Source organism: Gemmiger formicilis, assembly GCF_018784445.1.
Taxonomy (GTDB): domain Bacteria; phylum Bacillota; class Clostridia; order Oscillospirales; family Ruminococcaceae; genus Gemmiger.
The window spans coordinates 335,729-350,202 of the sequence record NZ_WQOH01000004.1; the positions used below are offsets into that span (position 1 = coordinate 335,729).

At 55.1% G+C, this 14,474-nt stretch carries 18 protein-coding genes; 11 read left to right on the forward strand and 7 right to left on the reverse strand.

Annotation, left to right across the window (positions count from 1 at the left end; genetic code table 11):
• Positions 1 to 362 precede the first annotated feature (362 nt).
• Both GPK89_RS01725 and GPK89_RS01730 read right to left on the reverse strand, forming a co-directional pair.
• A complete protein-coding gene (locus GPK89_RS01725; protein ID WP_252261396.1) occupies positions 363 to 1,481 on the reverse strand; it encodes an SLC13 family permease in 1,119 nt (372 codons plus the stop codon).
• Between the two features lie 27 nt (positions 1,482 to 1,508).
• Positions 1,509 to 2,078 (reverse strand): rhomboid family intramembrane serine protease, encoded by a 570-nt coding sequence (locus tag GPK89_RS01730; RefSeq protein ID WP_215691237.1) that lies wholly within the window; start codon positions 2,076 to 2,078, stop codon positions 1,509 to 1,511.
• Between the two features lie 355 nt (positions 2,079 to 2,433).
• On the opposite strand from GPK89_RS01730, the gene acpP reads away from it, so the two are divergent.
• The 10 genes from acpP (at position 2,434) to GPK89_RS01780 (ending at position 10,324) form a co-directional block, all read left to right on the forward strand.
• Positions 2,434 to 2,664 carry an acyl carrier protein gene (gene acpP, locus GPK89_RS01735; protein WP_215691238.1) on the forward strand — a complete coding sequence of 77 codons (231 nt, stop codon included), beginning with the start codon at positions 2,434 to 2,436 and terminating at the stop codon, positions 2,662 to 2,664.
• Between the two features lie 13 nt (positions 2,665 to 2,677).
• Positions 2,678 to 3,562, forward strand: a complete 885-nt coding sequence (gene accD, locus GPK89_RS01740; RefSeq protein ID WP_215691239.1) for an acetyl-CoA carboxylase, carboxyltransferase subunit beta — start codon at positions 2,678 to 2,680, stop codon at positions 3,560 to 3,562.
• Positions 3,559 to 4,518: an acetyl-CoA carboxylase carboxyltransferase subunit alpha gene (locus tag GPK89_RS01745; protein WP_215691240.1), complete on the forward strand. Its 960-nt coding sequence runs from the start codon at positions 3,559 to 3,561 to the stop codon at positions 4,516 to 4,518. Before accD ends, GPK89_RS01745 begins: the two co-directional genes overlap by 4 nt.
• Positions 4,515 to 5,468, forward strand: coding sequence for a beta-ketoacyl-ACP synthase 3 (locus tag GPK89_RS01750; RefSeq protein WP_215691241.1), 954 nt, complete (start codon positions 4,515 to 4,517; stop codon positions 5,466 to 5,468). The genes GPK89_RS01745 and GPK89_RS01750 overlap by 4 nt, the downstream gene beginning before the upstream one ends.
• Positions 5,465 to 6,406 carry a nitronate monooxygenase gene (locus GPK89_RS01755; RefSeq protein WP_215691242.1) on the forward strand — a complete coding sequence of 314 codons (942 nt, stop codon included), beginning with the start codon at positions 5,465 to 5,467 and terminating at the stop codon, positions 6,404 to 6,406. The genes GPK89_RS01750 and GPK89_RS01755 overlap by 4 nt, the downstream gene beginning before the upstream one ends.
• A complete protein-coding gene (gene fabD, locus GPK89_RS01760; RefSeq protein WP_215691243.1) occupies positions 6,403 to 7,341 on the forward strand; it encodes an ACP S-malonyltransferase in 939 nt (312 codons plus the stop codon). Before GPK89_RS01755 ends, fabD begins: the two co-directional genes overlap by 4 nt.
• 2 nt (positions 7,342 to 7,343) lie before the next feature.
• Positions 7,344 to 8,096 carry a 3-oxoacyl-[acyl-carrier-protein] reductase gene (gene fabG / locus GPK89_RS01765; protein WP_215691244.1) on the forward strand — a complete coding sequence of 251 codons (753 nt, stop codon included), beginning with the start codon at positions 7,344 to 7,346 and terminating at the stop codon, positions 8,094 to 8,096.
• An 8-nt stretch (positions 8,097 to 8,104) separates the two neighbouring features.
• Positions 8,105 to 9,355: a beta-ketoacyl-ACP synthase II gene (fabF, locus tag GPK89_RS01770; protein ID WP_215691245.1), complete on the forward strand. Its 1,251-nt coding sequence runs from the start codon at positions 8,105 to 8,107 to the stop codon at positions 9,353 to 9,355.
• A gap of 2 nt (positions 9,356 to 9,357) precedes the next feature.
• Positions 9,358 to 9,816 (forward strand): 3-hydroxyacyl-ACP dehydratase FabZ, encoded by a 459-nt coding sequence (gene fabZ, locus GPK89_RS01775; protein WP_215691246.1) that lies wholly within the window; start codon positions 9,358 to 9,360, stop codon positions 9,814 to 9,816.
• Positions 9,817 to 9,880: 64 nt separating this feature from the next.
• Positions 9,881 to 10,324, forward strand: a complete 444-nt coding sequence (locus GPK89_RS01780) for a MarR family winged helix-turn-helix transcriptional regulator (protein ID WP_215691248.1) — start codon at positions 9,881 to 9,883, stop codon at positions 10,322 to 10,324.
• A gap of 294 nt (positions 10,325 to 10,618) precedes the next feature.
• Here the strand turns inward: GPK89_RS01780 and GPK89_RS01785 are convergent, their stop codons facing one another.
• Positions 10,619 to 11,371 carry a carboxymuconolactone decarboxylase family protein gene (locus GPK89_RS01785; protein ID WP_215691250.1) on the reverse strand — a complete coding sequence of 251 codons (753 nt, stop codon included), beginning with the start codon at positions 11,369 to 11,371 and terminating at the stop codon, positions 10,619 to 10,621.
• A complete protein-coding gene (locus tag GPK89_RS01790; protein WP_215691252.1) occupies positions 11,371 to 11,910 on the reverse strand; it encodes a flavodoxin family protein in 540 nt (179 codons plus the stop codon). The genes GPK89_RS01785 and GPK89_RS01790 overlap by 1 nt, the downstream gene beginning before the upstream one ends.
• A gap of 118 nt (positions 11,911 to 12,028) precedes the next feature.
• Here GPK89_RS01790 and GPK89_RS01795 point away from each other — a divergent pair, with 118 nt between their 5' ends.
• Positions 12,029 to 12,331, forward strand: coding sequence for a MerR family transcriptional regulator (locus GPK89_RS01795; RefSeq protein ID WP_337557140.1), 303 nt, complete (start codon positions 12,029 to 12,031; stop codon positions 12,329 to 12,331).
• A gap of 169 nt (positions 12,332 to 12,500) precedes the next feature.
• Here GPK89_RS01795 and GPK89_RS01800 read toward each other — a convergent pair whose 3' ends face one another.
• From GPK89_RS01800 to GPK89_RS01810, 3 genes are read right to left on the reverse strand one after another with little or no spacing between them, the layout of a single operon-like run.
• Positions 12,501 to 13,193 (reverse strand): response regulator, encoded by a 693-nt coding sequence (locus GPK89_RS01800; protein WP_215691254.1) that lies wholly within the window; start codon positions 13,191 to 13,193, stop codon positions 12,501 to 12,503.
• Entirely contained in the window at positions 13,186 to 14,289 is a 1,104-nt protein-coding gene (locus GPK89_RS01805; RefSeq protein ID WP_215691256.1) for a sensor histidine kinase, read from the reverse strand. The genes GPK89_RS01800 and GPK89_RS01805 overlap by 8 nt, the downstream gene beginning before the upstream one ends.
• Before the next feature lie 47 nt (positions 14,290 to 14,336).
• On the reverse strand, positions 14,337 to 14,474 hold the full coding sequence (locus GPK89_RS01810) for a hypothetical protein (protein ID WP_215691258.1): 138 nt from the start codon (positions 14,472 to 14,474) through the stop codon (positions 14,337 to 14,339).

Genomic DNA, 14,474 nt, shown 5'->3' on the forward strand with positions numbered 1-14,474 from the left:
CGGAGGAGGCGTTTTGCCTCCTCCGCTTTTTTGTTTCCCTATAAAATCCGTCAGCGTTTCTCCGGCTTCCTGCCTGAATTTTGCAGAAAGGTGCTGCCGGATAAAGTTGGACACGGGAATGGTACTTTAGTATCCTGCTGCTGCGGCACGGCATCTGCGTTGCCAAAATGCTCGATAATGTCGGGTTGCGGTACCCGCATCGTGCTTCGGGGACAAAAGCCCCTCGCACTCTGCGACCGCTGCCCCTGCTTCGGTTCGCTGTATCCGCCACTGGCGGCGCTCGCTTTTGCTTGACTGCGCGACCATTTACGAATGTGGATTTTCGTTTAAAGACGTTAAATGGCAATAGAATTACGGAAATATCAGGTCAGGGCCCAAGCGCCCATCAGAAGGGCCAGAAACACTACATTGGAAATAGTAAACATCGCAAAATAGTGCCCTTTTTCAGCAGGTACTTCATTTGCAATCTGTCGATAAGAAATCAGGCTTGCCATGGATGCAATTAATGTGCCAAGGCCACCAAGGTTTGTGCCAATAATCAGCGCACGGAAATTATCGGTAAATCCAGAAAGCAGGATGGCAGCAGGCACATTACTGGTCACTTGAGAGGCCAGAACGGATACGAAAACCTCATGGCCGGCCAGAATATTCTGCAACCATCCAGAGAACGCTTCAATCCGACCTAAGTTCCCGATGAAAATGAACAGTGCTACAAAGGTAAGAATCAGAGAATAGTCTACGCGGCCAAGAGTGGGGCGGTCGGCAAAGAAGGCGCACAGCAAGATAGCGACGAATGCAACACCGTATGGGAGAACACGCAATACAACCAATAAACAGGCGACGAACAGAATACCGTACAACGCAATGAGTTTCTTGTTGGGTTCTGAGTTTACCGCAGAATGAGTTACAACAATGGCGGAACCTTCACGGCATAGCCATACTGCCCATATAGCAATAAGCACTAATGCTATGATGGAATAGGGGAGCATCAACAGAACAAAAGAGCTCATATCCATCCCGCTCTTGCCATACAAATACAGGTTTTGGGGATTGCCCAGTGGTGTAAGCATACTGCCAAGGTTGGCAGCTATCGTCTGCATACAGACGATAGGGAGGAGCAGTTTTCTACGAACAGATGCGTTCAAACGATTCAGAACGACAAACGTAAATGGCACGAATGTTAGCAGCGATACATCGTTTGTTATCAGCATACTGCTGAAGAAGCATAGGCCAGCGAGAACAACTGTTAGCTGCAAAGTGGTGCGGGTATGAGATAGGAGGGCATGGCCGAGTCTATCAAATACGCCTTGCCCTCTCAGTCCGGCCATAACTGTCATTAGCGAAAACAGGATTGCAAGAGTACGGAAATCGATATATCCGAGGTATTCTGCGTCCGGGGGGACAAAGAAAGCGGAAATGATCGCCAAACAAGTGGCAATGCTCAGGACAGGTTCTTTCTGAAAAATGTGCTTACTCATCATAAATAAGATTCTCTTCCCAATCATTCGTTATCTCTTCCGGACGGCAAAACCAAAAGCTGTACCGCAAATACCACCGACAATGTGCATAAAGTTAGCTACATTATCTTGTATAAAGAGGATACTGTATACCTGCTGGCTTAAGTACAGCACGCCAACCAAGATGAAGGTGATAGGGATATCTCCATTCTTACTGCCGGCCAAACTGGAGAGCATGATGAGCATGAATACGATACCGGATGCGCCAAGCAATGCAGAAGTGGGGAACAGCACACACTGCAATATGCCGGATACCAGCGCGGTCATAAGGATACCGCTTAGAAGTGTTCGGCTTCCATATCGTTCTTCCAAGGGTGGAGCGATAACAAGGAAGAGGAGCATATTGTTTATAAAGTGATTCCAACCGCCGTGGCCAAGGACATGACCGAACAACCGGACATAGAATAGCGGATCCGTCATCGACGAGCGATACACACTAAACAGGTGCGAGGTTGTCCAGCTGTTTGTTAAGTAGCCCAATACCAGAGAGGCGAGGGACAAAAAGAAAAAGGTCAGTGTGACGGGGGCATTGTATTGGAGTCGGATGCTGCTGCGTTTCATAGAAGTTCCTCCATCGTTATTGGATATTATTAGTATAGCACATTAGAGCGAAATATGTTGCAGAATAGAAAATAATCTGGAAGAGTAAAAAAAGTAAATAGAAACCATTTAAAGACGATTGGATATTTCACAGGGAAGATACGCAGCAGTGGTCAAATAGTAGTCAGCAAGGGCTGCCCCTGCAGCGGGATAATTTGTGTGCTATCCTTTTATAATACCGGAAGATGAGCACAATGACGCTTCAATTAGATAAATATTTTTATCTAATAATATTGACATTCGAAGCAAATGTGCTATAATGACCTCATTGGCAATTACGTCAATTTATTTAGTTAAATTATGTGAGGTACGTAGTATGAGCTTTGAAGAATTGAAAGAAGTATTTGTTGACACCCTGAGCTGCGATGCTGACAAGGTCACAATGGATGCCAGCCTGACCGAGGACTTGCAGGCGGACAGCTTGGATGCTGTAGAGCTGAACATGGCGTTTGAGGACAAGTTCGGCGTTACGATCGCCGACGAGGATCTGGGGACGCTTAAAACCGTGGGCGATATCTTCAACTATCTGGCTGCACGGGCAGCCTGAAGGGTATTGCGGAATGAGTGCCATTGAAAAGCTGTTCCCGACCAGCCCGCAGGAGCGCAGCTTTCAGATGAAAGCCCGCCGCGATGCCGGTACGGCTGCGCCCAACTGGGTGCCGCCGCAATTTGTCGCCTGCAAAAAATGCGGCCGCCGCGCCACCCGTCAGGTTTGGACCAAAAGCCTGTATGTTTGCCCCAACTGCGGGGTGCATCTGCCCATCGGGGCCTATTATCGGTTTAGTACGGTTTTGGATCACGGAACCTTTAAAGAACTGAACCCGGACATTGCGCCCAACGATGTGCTGCATTTTCCTGATTATCCGGAAAAGCTGGCCGCTGCTTCGGTCAAGACCGGCCTGAAAGAAGCCGCCGTTACAGCAACCGGCAAGATCGGCGGCGTGCAGGCGGTGGTCGCTGTGTTGGACAGCCGCTTTTTTATGGGCAGCATGAGCACCGCTGTTGGTGAGAAAATCACACGTGCGATCGAGTACGCTGCCGACAAGCACCTGCCGCTCATCATTTTTTCTGCCAGCGGCGGCGCACGGATGCAGGAGGGGATTTTCAGCCTGATGCAGATGGCCAAAACCAGCGCTGCGCTGGAACGGTTCAACCGCAGCGGCGGGTTGTACATCAGTGTGCTGACTCACCCCACCACAGGCGGAGTTACGGCAAGCTTTGCCAGTCTGGGTGATATTACGCTCGCCGAACCGGGGGCGCTCATCGGCTTTGCAGGGCCGCGCGTCATTGAACAGACCATCGGTGAAAAACTGCCCGACGGGTTCCAACGCAGCGAGTTCCAGCTGGAACACGGCTTTGTGGATCAGGTCGTGCCGCGCACCGAGTTAAAAGAGGTCTTAACACGGCTCTTGCAGCTCCACACACAGGGGAGGAAGCGCAGATGATCAAGGAAGTTTTGCAGCAATTGGAACCGCTGGACGCGCAGATCGACGCGCTGTGCAGCCGTGCCGATGACGCCGAAATGGCGAACACGACCGCCCATGCGGCCGAACTGGCCGAGCTTTCCGCAGAGGAAAATGCGCTTTTACAGCGCTGCACCTCGCTGACGGCGGAGGACCGTGTTTTTCTGGCCCGCCGCCCTGACCGCCCGCACATTACCGAAATAATCGATAACTTGTTTACTGACTTTTTTGAGCAGTGCGGCGACCGACAATGCAAAGAGGATGCGGCCATTTTATGCGGAATCGCACGGTTCCACGGGATGCCCGTTACCGTTTTGGGGCACCGCAAAGGGACCACGCTGGAAGAGAACCTGCGTTGCAACTTTGGTATGCCGGGACCGGAGGGCTACCGCAAGGCCCTGCGCGTGATGAAACAGGCAGAAAAATTTCACCGTCCCATCATCACTTTTATTGACACTCCCGGTGCTTACCCTGGCAAGGATGCTGAAGAACGCGGTCAGGGGGAAGCCATTGCCCGCAACCTGATGGAAATGAGCGGCCTGACCGTCCCGGTGTTGGCCATTGTCACAGGCGAGGGATCCAGCGGCGGCGCACTGGGGCTGGGCGTTGCCAACCACATTCTGATGCTGGAAAATGCCGTGTACTCAGTGCTCAGCCCCGAGGGATTTGCCAGTATTTTGTGGAAAGATGCTTCCCGCAGCGGTGAGGCATGCACCATGATGAAGCTGACGGCACAGGACCTGTACGCAGATGGCATCGTGGAAGAGATCATCCCCGAACCGCTGGGCGGCGCACAGCGTGGGCGGCAGCTGCTTTTCAGCCGGTTGGATACCGCTATTGCGGTACACCTTGCTGCCTTATGCAAGATGAGCGGCAAGGCCTTGGCCGACCAGCGATACAAAAAATACCGCCGCATCGGAGAAATGAGGGGCGCATGAAAGGTTTACAGCTGCTGGCTACCGGTGGGGCATTGCCCAACCGTGTGGTGACGAACGAGGATCTGCGCCGGCAAGTGGACACCAGCGATGAATGGATCACGACCCGCACCGGCATCTGCCAGCGCTATTACTGCACCGAAAACGAGGATGCCGCCACGCTGGCCATCACCGCCGCCCGTCAGGCCCTGACACACAGCGGTCTGACGGTAAACGACATTGCCTGCTGTGTTGTGGCAACGCTCTCGGCCCCAACGGCCACCCCAAGCATTGCCTGCCGCGTACAGGCTGCCTTGGGTCTGCCGGAAGACCGGCCTGCCTTTGATGTGAATGCGGCTTGTTCGGGCTTTATTTATGCCGCCGCCGCGGCCCACGGGCTTCTGAACACGCTGGGCGGGCGGTATGCGCTGGTCATTGGCTGTGAGGCACTCTCCCGTATGGTGGATCCGACCGACCGCACGACCTGTGTATTATTTGGCGATGGCGCGGGTGCGGCTATTTTTGAGCTGGCCGAAAATGTACCGTTCGCCGTAACTTTAGGCGCACGGGGCAGTGAAGCAATCCGCGCAGGCGGCCCTGCGGCCCGCGATACCGCACCGATCACGATGGACGGCAAGGCTGTTTTCCGCTTTGCCGTGGAGGCTATGCCGCGCTGTCTGCAAGCCGTGCTGGACCGCAGCCAAAAAACATTGGCTGACCTGGACTGGGTAGTCTGCCACCAGGCCAACAGCCGCATAATTGACCATTGTGTCAAAAGCTTACACGCAGAACCGTCAAAATTTTACAAAAACATAAGCCGTCACGGCAACACCAGTGCTGCCAGCATCCCGATTGCCCTGCATGAAATGGCGGAAAGTGATTTGCTGCGCCCCGGCCAGACGCTGGCCTGCATCGGCTTTGGCGGCGGGCTGACATGGGGCGGGATGCTGCTGACGTATGAGGGTAGAAAATGAAGCTGCTCAATGAAATTTTAGGTACAAAATATCCCATTATACAGGGCGGCATGGCCAATATCGCCACGGGCGAGTTTGCCGCTGCCTGTTCCAATGCTGGGGCGCTGGGGCTGATCGGCTCCGGCGGCATGGACGCGGATTCCCTGCGGGAAAACATCCGCCGCTGCCGCGCCCTGACCGATAAGCCCTTTGGCGTGAACATCATGCTGATGCACCCGCAGGCGGATGAATTTGCCAAAATCGTGGTGGAAGAGGGCGTAAAGATCGTCACCACCGGGGCGGGAAATCCGGGGAAGTACATGGCCGCCTGGAAAGCAGCCGACATCACGGTCATCCCCGTGGTGGCGGCGGCCATTTTGGCCAAACATCTGGAACCCCTCGGCATTGACGCCGTTATTGCCGAGGGTACCGAGAGCGGCGGTCACGTGGGTGAGATGACAACGATGGCACTTGTCCCGCAGGTCGTCGATGCCGTCCATGTGCCTGTCATTGCTGCGGGCGGCATTGCCGATGGGCGCGGGTTGGCTGCAGCGCTGGCATTGGGGGCGTGCGGTGTGCAGGTCGGTACCTGTCTGCTGGCAAGCACCGAGTGCCCGATCCACGAAAACTATAAAGCGGCCCTGTTGAAGGCCCGCGACAGCGATACCATCGTGACCGGGCGCATCAGCGGGACCCCTGTGCGCGTACTGAAAAACCGCATGAGCCGCGAGTACGTCCGCCAGGAAAAGGCCGGGGCTGACAAAATGGCGCTGGAACGCTTTACTTTAGGCAGTCTGCGCAAGGCTGTGTTTGACGGCGACACCGAGAGTGGCAGCCTGATGGCCGGACAGGCTGCAGGGCTGCTGCACGAAGTCCGCCCGGTGGAAGAAATCTTTGCCTTGATGGTAAACGATGCCAAAAACTGCATTGGTGGGCTGCACAAGGAGATCACCTTATGAAACTAGCATTTTTATACGCCGGGCAGGGCAGCCAGCACGTCGGCATGGGCCAGGACCTTTACGAGACTTTCCCGGCTTTCCGCGCCGCTTTTGACGAAGCCGACGCGGCGGTGGATTTTGATTTGAAAGAAGTCTGCTTTACCGACGCAGCAGGCGTATTGAACGAGACCCAATACACCCAGCCCTGCATGACGGCGTTTGCCGCTGGCCTTACTGCCGTACTGCGGGAGGCAGGTGTCACACCGGATTATGCGGCGGGGCTGTCACTGGGGGAGTATTCCGCCCTGACCTGCGCGGGGGTGTTCGATGTGCAGACCGCAGTCGCTTTAACCGCTTTCCGTGGTAAGGCAATGGCGGCGGCTGCGGCTGGGCGCACCTGCGGGATGACAGCCGTTTTAGGGCTGGACGAAGCACCCCTCCAGGCATGCTGCAATGCAGCTGCCGACAAAGGCGTTGTGCAGATCTGCAACTACAACTGCCCCGGCCAGCTGGTCATTGGCGGTGACAAAGCCGCTGTGGACGAAGCTGCCGCGCTGGCGCTTGCTGCCGGGGCACGGCGCTGCCTGCCGCTGAATGTCAGCGGCCCTTTCCATACCTCATTGATGCACCCGGCCGGGGATGCACTGCGGGAAAAATTTAAGGCTACCCACTTTGCGCCGATGCAGTTCCCGGTGCTGTTCAACTGCTTGGGACACGAGAGGGAGGCAGCCGACACCATTGCCGCACTGCTGGAAAAACAGGTGCAGTCCGGCGTGCGTTGGGAAGCGACCGTCCGCCGTCTGGCAGAATTGGGCGTGGACACTGCCATTGAGATCGGCCCCGGCAGGGCGTTGACCGGGTTTGTCAAAAAGACTGTGGGAAGTGCCATCTCGTGCTACCCGGTGGAAACTGCCACGCAGCTGCAACAGCTGCTGCGCACCCTGAAAGGAGCCTGACCATGCCGCAAACCGAAAACTTGCGCCGTGCCGCCCTGATTACGGGCGGGGCCAAAGGCATTGGCCGTGCCATTTGCCTGGCTTTGGCCGAAAACGGCATGAACATTGCCGTCAACTATGCCGGCAGCGCTGCCGCTGCCGAGGAAACGGCCGCAGCCTGCCGCGCCCTTGGTGTGCAGGCTATCACACTGCAGGCGGACGTGCGCAGCCCCGAAGCATGTCAGAAACTGGTAGAAGACACCGCGGCCGCTTTTGGGCGGATCGATGTGCTTGTCAACAACGCCGGCATTACCGCCGACAAATTGCTTCTGCGCATGACCGAAGCCGATTTTGACAACGTGCTTGCCACCAACCTGAAAGGGGCGTTTTTCTGCACCAAAGCGGCCTGCCGCTTTATGATGCACCAGCGATATGGGCGCATCATCAGCGTCAGCAGCGTTGTCGGTCTGCACGGCAACGCGGGTCAGGCCAACTACGCGGCCAGCAAGGCGGGACTGATCGGCCTGACGAAAAGCACTGCCAAAGAGTATGCTGCCCGCAATATCACCGCCAACGCCGTGGCTCCCGGCTTTATTGCAACGGATATGACCGCCGTGTTATCAGAACCAGCCCGTGCCGCAGCGGAAGCAGCCATCCCGGCAGGCAAAATCGGCCATGCCGAGGATGTTGCAGCGGCGGTGGCTTTTCTGGCAGGGGAGCAGGCCGGATACATTACCGGCCAGGTCCTTTGCGTTGACGGCGGAATGGGAATGTGAGGTGTGCAATGGACACAAAAAAGAAACGCCGGGTCGTTATCACCGGCCTTGGCACGGTAAATCCTACCGGCAATACCGTGGCTGAAAGCTGGGCCGCTGTTAAGGCTGGCCGCTGCGCCGTTGGGCCGATCACCGCTTTTGATGCGACCGATTTTAAGGTAAAGCTGGCCGCAGAGGTCAAGGATTTTGACCCCGCCGAACGTATCGACAAACGTGAAGCCCGCAAAATGGCGCGCTTTACCCAGTTCGCCGTGGCCGCCGCTGAGGAAGCGGTTCGGGACAGCGGTCTTGCACTGGAAGAAATCGACCGCGCACGGTTCGGTGTTATCCTTTCCAGCGGCATCGGCGGCCTGCCCACGATCGAGGAAGAACACACCCGCGGCCAGCAGCGTGGCTTTGAAAAAGTCAGTCCCTATTTTGTCCCCATGGCCATTGGCAATATGGCGGCGGGGCAGATTGCCATCCGTTTTGGCTTGCAGGGCATGTGCAGCTGCCCCACCACCGCCTGTGCAGGCGGTACCAATGCGATCGGCGATGCGTTCCATCGTATCCGCGATGGGTACGAGGACCGTATGCTCTGCGGCGGCAGCGAAAGCTGCATCAGCCCGCTGGGCGTGGGCGGCTTTGCCAGCATGAAAGCCCTTTGCACGGCGGACGACCCGGCCCGGGCCTCGATTCCTTTTGATGCCCGCCGCAGCGGCTTTGTGATGGGCGAGGGCAGCGGCGTACTGCTGCTGGAAGAGTTGGAAGCTGCCCGGGTACGCGGTGCCAAAATTTATGCCGAGGTCGTAGGCTACGGTGCCAACTGCGATGCTTACCACTTTACTGCCCCGGCCCCGGGCGGCGCAGGCGGTGCGGCCTGTATGCAGCTGGCGCTGGCCGATGGCGAGGTAATGCCTGAACAGATCGGCTACATCAACGCCCACGGAACGTCCACTCACCTGAATGACAGCTGCGAGACAGCGGCCATCAAAACGGTGTTCGGCGACCATGCGTACAAGCTGGCCGTGTCTTCTACCAAGTCGATGACCGGTCATTTGCTGGGCGGCGCCGGCGGGGTAGAGGGCGTATTCACCGCGCTGGCCCTGCACGATGCCTTTTTGCCCGCCACTGTCAATTTGCAGGAGCCGGACCCGGAGCTGGATCTGGACTATATCCCCAACCAGGGTCGCGCGGCGCAGGTGGAGTATGCCATGAGCGATAGTCTGGGCTTTGGCGGCCATAACGCCTGCGTGGTATTCAAACGCTGGGAGGGATGAGGATGAACTGTACGCCAAATGAACCGCCCCGGACCATGACCGCGGCAGAAATCGAAAAGATTCTGCCGCACCGCTATCCGTTTGCTTTGGTGGATAAGATTCTGGACTACACCCCCGGCCAATGGGCACGGGGCGTCAAATGCGTGACCCGTACGGAACCGTTTTTTGAGGGGCACTTCCCGGGACACCCCGTTATGCCCGGTGTGCTGATCCTGGAAGCGCTGGCCCAAACCGGAGCGGTAGCCGCGTTAAGCCTGCCGGAAAACCGCGGCAAGCTCGCCCTGTTCGGCGGCGTAAAAAACGCCCGCTTCCGCCGTCAGGTCATACCCGGCGATGTGCTGACATTGGAATGCGAGCTGATAGAACAGCATGGCCCGGTAGGCATCGGCAAGGCCACCGCATGGGTGGATGGCGTGCGCGCGGCCAACGCCGAGCTGACGTTTGTTCTCACGGATGCCTGAGGGCTGGTTTTGCATGGCGGAATGTGCTATAATAAAACCACTAACCTACAGGGGGATTCTCGCTATGCTGGACCAGACATTCGGACGGGTATATACCAAATTCAAACTGCATTTTTATAAGCAGATCTTCAGTCGATTCGAGGACCGCGAAGCCACGCTGACGACGGTAGAATCTTTCTGCATGGAAGTCATCATGGCATTGGGCGAACCTACGATTGCGCAGTTCAGCCACATGATGAATCTTTCTACCCCCAATGCCGCCTATAAAATCAACTCGCTGGTCAAAAAAGGCTATGTAGAGCGCATCCAGTCCACCACCGACAAGCGGGAATACCGCCTGCGCCCGACCCAAAAGTACATTGATTACTATAACATCAGCTATTCCTATTTGCACCTGGTCATGGAGCGCGCTAAACAACGCTTCACTCCTGATGACTTGGCTAAATTGGAGGAAATGCTGCAAGTCGTCTCCGATGAACTGATGCCGGAGATTCAACTGCCTAAATAATTATACCAATTCTAAAATCGTCTGCGATGGCGACCCAAACCCGCAATTGGTAAGCCGGGCAGAGGAAAGTTATCTGCCGGTCAGCTTACAAAGCGGCGAGCAAGTTGTTGCAGGTTCCGAAGAACAGCAGCCAGCAGAAAAAGCAATATAAAAATAGCCACCTGAGATTCCGAAGGTTCCCGGATTTCAGATGGCTATTTCTTATATTTGTTTAGCACTCCCGCATTCTTGCAAGGAGGGAAAATTTTGCATTGGTTTCAGTGCATTTTTGCGGTATTGATGATCCTGTGTTTATCACTGCAGCTCCTTATAGGTTTCTTCCTGCACCGGCTCGCACCACTCGTTAGAGGTGCCTTCGCCGGGCACTTCCACTGCCAGATGAGAGAACCAGCAATCGGGTGCAGCACCGTGCCAGTGCTTGACCTCCGGGGGAATGTTCACCACATCGCCCGGATGCAGCTCCTGCGGCGCTTTGCCCCATTCCTGATAGTAGCCCCGGCCTGCCACGCAGACAAGGATCTGCCCACCGCCCTTTGCGGCATGGTGGATGTGCCAGTTGTTCCGGCAGCCCGGCTCAAAGGTGACGTTGTAAATGCCAACCTGTGCGGTGGACAGGGGGGCCAGATAGCTTTTTCCGCTGAAATACTGTGCAAAACCGTCGTTGGATGCACCGATGGGGAACACCATTTCACTCTGGTGCTTTGCCTTGGCATCCTCTGCAGCGTCCTCTGCCCAGACTTCCTTTGCCATGCGGAAAGCCGCCCACGCCTTGGGCCAGCCTGCATAAAATGCCGCATGGGTCAGGATCTCTGCAATCTCAGTCCGGGTAATACCGTTGTTTTTCGCTGCCGTCAGGTGATACCGAAACGAGGAGTCCGTCAGTCCCTGCGCCATCAGTGCCACCACCGTCACAAGGCTGCGGTCCCGGAGGGAGAGTTTATCCTCTCGGCTCCACACCTGTCCGAATAGTACCTCGTCGTTAAGTTCCGCAAATTTGGGCGCAAATTCGCCCAGAGCATCCCGCCCTGCTGTCTGTTTCACTGCCATTATACGTTCCTCCCCATCTCGTAAGCCTGTGCCATGGCAGAGGTGTTCCGCACCGCACCCGGCTCGTAAACACCACCTGCTACAAGGACTCCCTTTTCCGCGGCACCTTCCACACAGTCTGCATAGCCCCGGAAGCAGGCCAGCGTAGTGTCCGCAGAGGCTTTTTCCTCGTCTGCCATGGTGGTGATGTAGTAAAATTCCTTGTCTTTGACCTCAAGCCACCGTGCCACGGTACGGTCGATCACTGTCTTCAACTGGGCACTGATGGAGTAGAAGTATACCGGGCTTGCCAGCACAATGACATCGGCATCGATCATCTTTTGCAGGATGTCTGCCATATCATCCTTGTGGACGCAGGCTCCACCGTGGGTGCTGCAGTAGTAGCAGCCGGAACAGGGAGCTACCTTTTTCTCAGCGACCCGGATCTTTTCTGCTTTGTGCCCGGCATCCTGTGCTCCACGCAGAAATTCATCGCATAGAATATCAGAGTTACCGCCCTTCCGTGGACTGCCAGACAAAATCAATACCTTCTTGCTCATAGGAACCTCCTTGACAGCGGAGTGCATCCGCATTATGGCTTTTGATAAAGTTTGATTTTATCATACAACTTAAAGCGCACTTTAAGTCAAGGGCTTTTTGAAAAAACGGAGGCTTCAGATGATCTATACCGTAGGCGAAATGGCACAAAAGCTGGGCGTACCTGCCTCCACCCTGCGCTACTACGACAAAGAAGGGGGACTTCCCTTTGTGGAGCGTTCCTCCGGCGGCATTCGGATGTTCCGGGGAACCGACTTCGAGTGGCTGCAGGTCATCCGCTGCATGAAAAAAGCCGGAATGTCCATCAAGGATATCCGGCAGTATATTGAGTTTTCCATGCAGGGAGCTGAGCTACGATCGCTTATGTATGAAAAACGCAGTTACAGCGTATTTCAAGCCTTTGAAGTCGTCAATTTCCAATAGTGGTCAAATGGTGGTCAAGCGTCAAGCGACATATCGACCAAGCAGGAGGGCTGATTCCGCCCAGCGTAAATTACATTGGTAACATACGCGAAAAGATTAAGTTCATCAATCCAGAAATAGATATAATAATATTCATCGCTTTTATTATATCCCTTTAGGGTAGATTCTTTTACACTTTCAGCATCCTGTACCCAATGCCGATATGCGTCTGGATATACTGCGGTGAATCCGCCTCGGATTCCAGCTTTTTGCGCAGCGTAGCCATAAAAACGCGAAGGGAAGCTACGTCATTGCCCCAGGAACTGCCCCAGACTTCGTGGGTGATATAAGTATGGGTCAACACTTTGCCGCAATTCTTGGCCATGACGCAGAGCAGCTTGTATTCGATAGGGGTCAGGTGCAGTTCCTGCCCTTTCAATGTGGCACAGCCCGCCGCAAAATCAATTTGCAAATCACCGTTGGTAAAAACAGAACTACCGGCGGCGTTTTGCAGCATCAAGATGCGGCGGAACGTTACCCGCAGCCGTGCCAGCAGCTCTTCTACCGAGAACGGCTTCGTCAGATAGTCATCCGCGCCGCTGTCCAAGGCTTCGATTTTATCGCTGTCCTCGCTGCGGGCGCTGATAACGATGATGGGCATCGCAGACCAACTGCGAATACGGCGAATCACCTCGATGCCGTCCAAATCAGGCAGACCAAGATCCAGCAGCATCACATCCGGCGCATGGATTGTTGCTTGTTGGAGCGCTTCTGAGGCAGTAGCCGCTGCAATGTACTTGTAATCCTGCGTTTTCAGTGTTGTGGTAATCAGGTTGCGGATAGGCGCATCGTCCTCCACGACCAGAATCAAGGGTTTATTCATGCAAAGAAACCTCCCCAAGGGGCAGTGTAAAAGTAAAAATGCAGCCGTGCGGCTTATTGTCGGACAGTGTAATGGTGCCGCCGTGGGCTGCGATGATCGTGCGGCAAAGAGCCAATCCCAACCCAAGGCTGCGGCGGCTGTCCGAGATTCGTTTTTCCCCGGTGGAGAACATCTCAAACACTTTTTCTTTTGCTTCATCCGGGATGCCGGGGCCGTCATCGCTTACCTGGATTACGGCGTTTTCCCCCTGCGCCGCGGCGGAAAGGACAATGTGTGACCCTGCGGGCGTGTATTTGATGGCATTGTCCACCAGATTGATCAACACCTGCACAACCAGCTTGGCATCCATGCGCGCCAGCAGCAGGTCATCGGCCATCTGCACAGTAATCGTGTGCTGTCCACTGTGCCGGTTGGTATGGCGCAGCGCCTCTTCGAACACTTCACTTACCAGTTCTGTGGAGATGGACAGATTCATCCTTCCATCCTCAATACGGGAAATGGAAAGAATGTTCTCCACCAGATTGATCAGCCACATGGAATCGTCGTAGATGTCCAGAAATGTTTGTTTCCGGGTGGGGGCATCCATCATCTCATAGTTGCTGATGAGGTTGGAGGCATTGCCGGAAATGGATGTGAGCGGGGTTCGCAGATCGTGGGAAATCGTGCGCAGCAAATCGGCGCGCAGCTGTTCGTTCTTGGCATGGACGGCAGCGCGCTCTTTCTCTTCGGCATTGCGGATATTCTGAATCGCCAATGTAACCGTGATGATGGAAACGATCAGCATAATGGCAAAGGTGACTGGGTAGCCGCGCTCGTATGCGTGCAGCGTCAGGCGGGGCTCTGTAAAACAAAAATTGAAAAGCAGCACGCTGGAAAACGAGCTTAAAAAGCCGCAGAAATAGCTTTTGGTAAAAAGCGAGGTCAGCAATGTCCCCAGAACATACACCGATATGATATTTTTGGTAAAAGAGAAATACCAGAAAATATTGCCAATGCCGGTTGCTGCGGCCAGAATCAACACGGTAATCAAAAGATCCTTTACCTGTCGGACGGCCTGCGCTTTCACTGTATCGGGAGATGGCTTTTTAATGTTCATGGCAAATCCTCCCTTCTGAAGGGTATCATATCATATTTTGGGCTGTATTACCAGCGGCGAAAGCCTTCCTGCCGCTCAAATTGTGCGCGGCGGGCGCCGCGCCAGAACGCATTACATCGGACACCGATAAAAACAAGAAAAAGCCCGGCAGCCAGAAACAGCAAAATCAGCAGTGCTGTTTTCAA

What these genes read in the sequence shown, in the direction of transcription:
- GPK89_RS01725 (WP_252261396.1), bottom strand. Translation starts at nt 1,481, where the DNA reads ATGATGAGTAAGCACATTTTTCAGAAAGAACCTGTCCTGAGCATTGCC.
- GPK89_RS01730 (WP_215691237.1), bottom strand. Translation starts at nt 2,078, where the DNA reads ATGAAACGCAGCAGCATCCGACTCCAATACAATGCCCCCGTCACACTG.
- acpP (WP_215691238.1), top strand. Translation starts at nt 2,434, where the DNA reads ATGAGCTTTGAAGAATTGAAAGAAGTATTTGTTGACACCCTGAGCTGC.
- accD (WP_215691239.1), top strand. Translation starts at nt 2,678, where the DNA reads ATGAGTGCCATTGAAAAGCTGTTCCCGACCAGCCCGCAGGAGCGCAGC.
- GPK89_RS01745 (WP_215691240.1), top strand. Translation starts at nt 3,559, where the DNA reads ATGATCAAGGAAGTTTTGCAGCAATTGGAACCGCTGGACGCGCAGATC.
- GPK89_RS01750 (WP_215691241.1), top strand. Translation starts at nt 4,515, where the DNA reads ATGAAAGGTTTACAGCTGCTGGCTACCGGTGGGGCATTGCCCAACCGT.
- GPK89_RS01755 (WP_215691242.1), top strand. Translation starts at nt 5,465, where the DNA reads ATGAAGCTGCTCAATGAAATTTTAGGTACAAAATATCCCATTATACAG.
- fabD (WP_215691243.1), top strand. Translation starts at nt 6,403, where the DNA reads ATGAAACTAGCATTTTTATACGCCGGGCAGGGCAGCCAGCACGTCGGC.
- fabG (WP_215691244.1), top strand. Translation starts at nt 7,344, where the DNA reads ATGCCGCAAACCGAAAACTTGCGCCGTGCCGCCCTGATTACGGGCGGG.
- fabF (WP_215691245.1), top strand. Translation starts at nt 8,105, where the DNA reads ATGGACACAAAAAAGAAACGCCGGGTCGTTATCACCGGCCTTGGCACG.
- fabZ (WP_215691246.1), top strand. Translation starts at nt 9,358, where the DNA reads ATGAACTGTACGCCAAATGAACCGCCCCGGACCATGACCGCGGCAGAA.
- GPK89_RS01780 (WP_215691248.1), top strand. Translation starts at nt 9,881, where the DNA reads ATGCTGGACCAGACATTCGGACGGGTATATACCAAATTCAAACTGCAT.
- GPK89_RS01785 (WP_215691250.1), bottom strand. Translation starts at nt 11,371, where the DNA reads ATGGCAGTGAAACAGACAGCAGGGCGGGATGCTCTGGGCGAATTTGCG.
- GPK89_RS01790 (WP_215691252.1), bottom strand. Translation starts at nt 11,910, where the DNA reads ATGAGCAAGAAGGTATTGATTTTGTCTGGCAGTCCACGGAAGGGCGGT.
- GPK89_RS01795 (WP_337557140.1), top strand. Translation starts at nt 12,029, where the DNA reads ATGATCTATACCGTAGGCGAAATGGCACAAAAGCTGGGCGTACCTGCC.
- GPK89_RS01800 (WP_215691254.1), bottom strand. Translation starts at nt 13,193, where the DNA reads ATGAATAAACCCTTGATTCTGGTCGTGGAGGACGATGCGCCTATCCGC.
- GPK89_RS01805 (WP_215691256.1), bottom strand. Translation starts at nt 14,289, where the DNA reads ATGAACATTAAAAAGCCATCTCCCGATACAGTGAAAGCGCAGGCCGTC.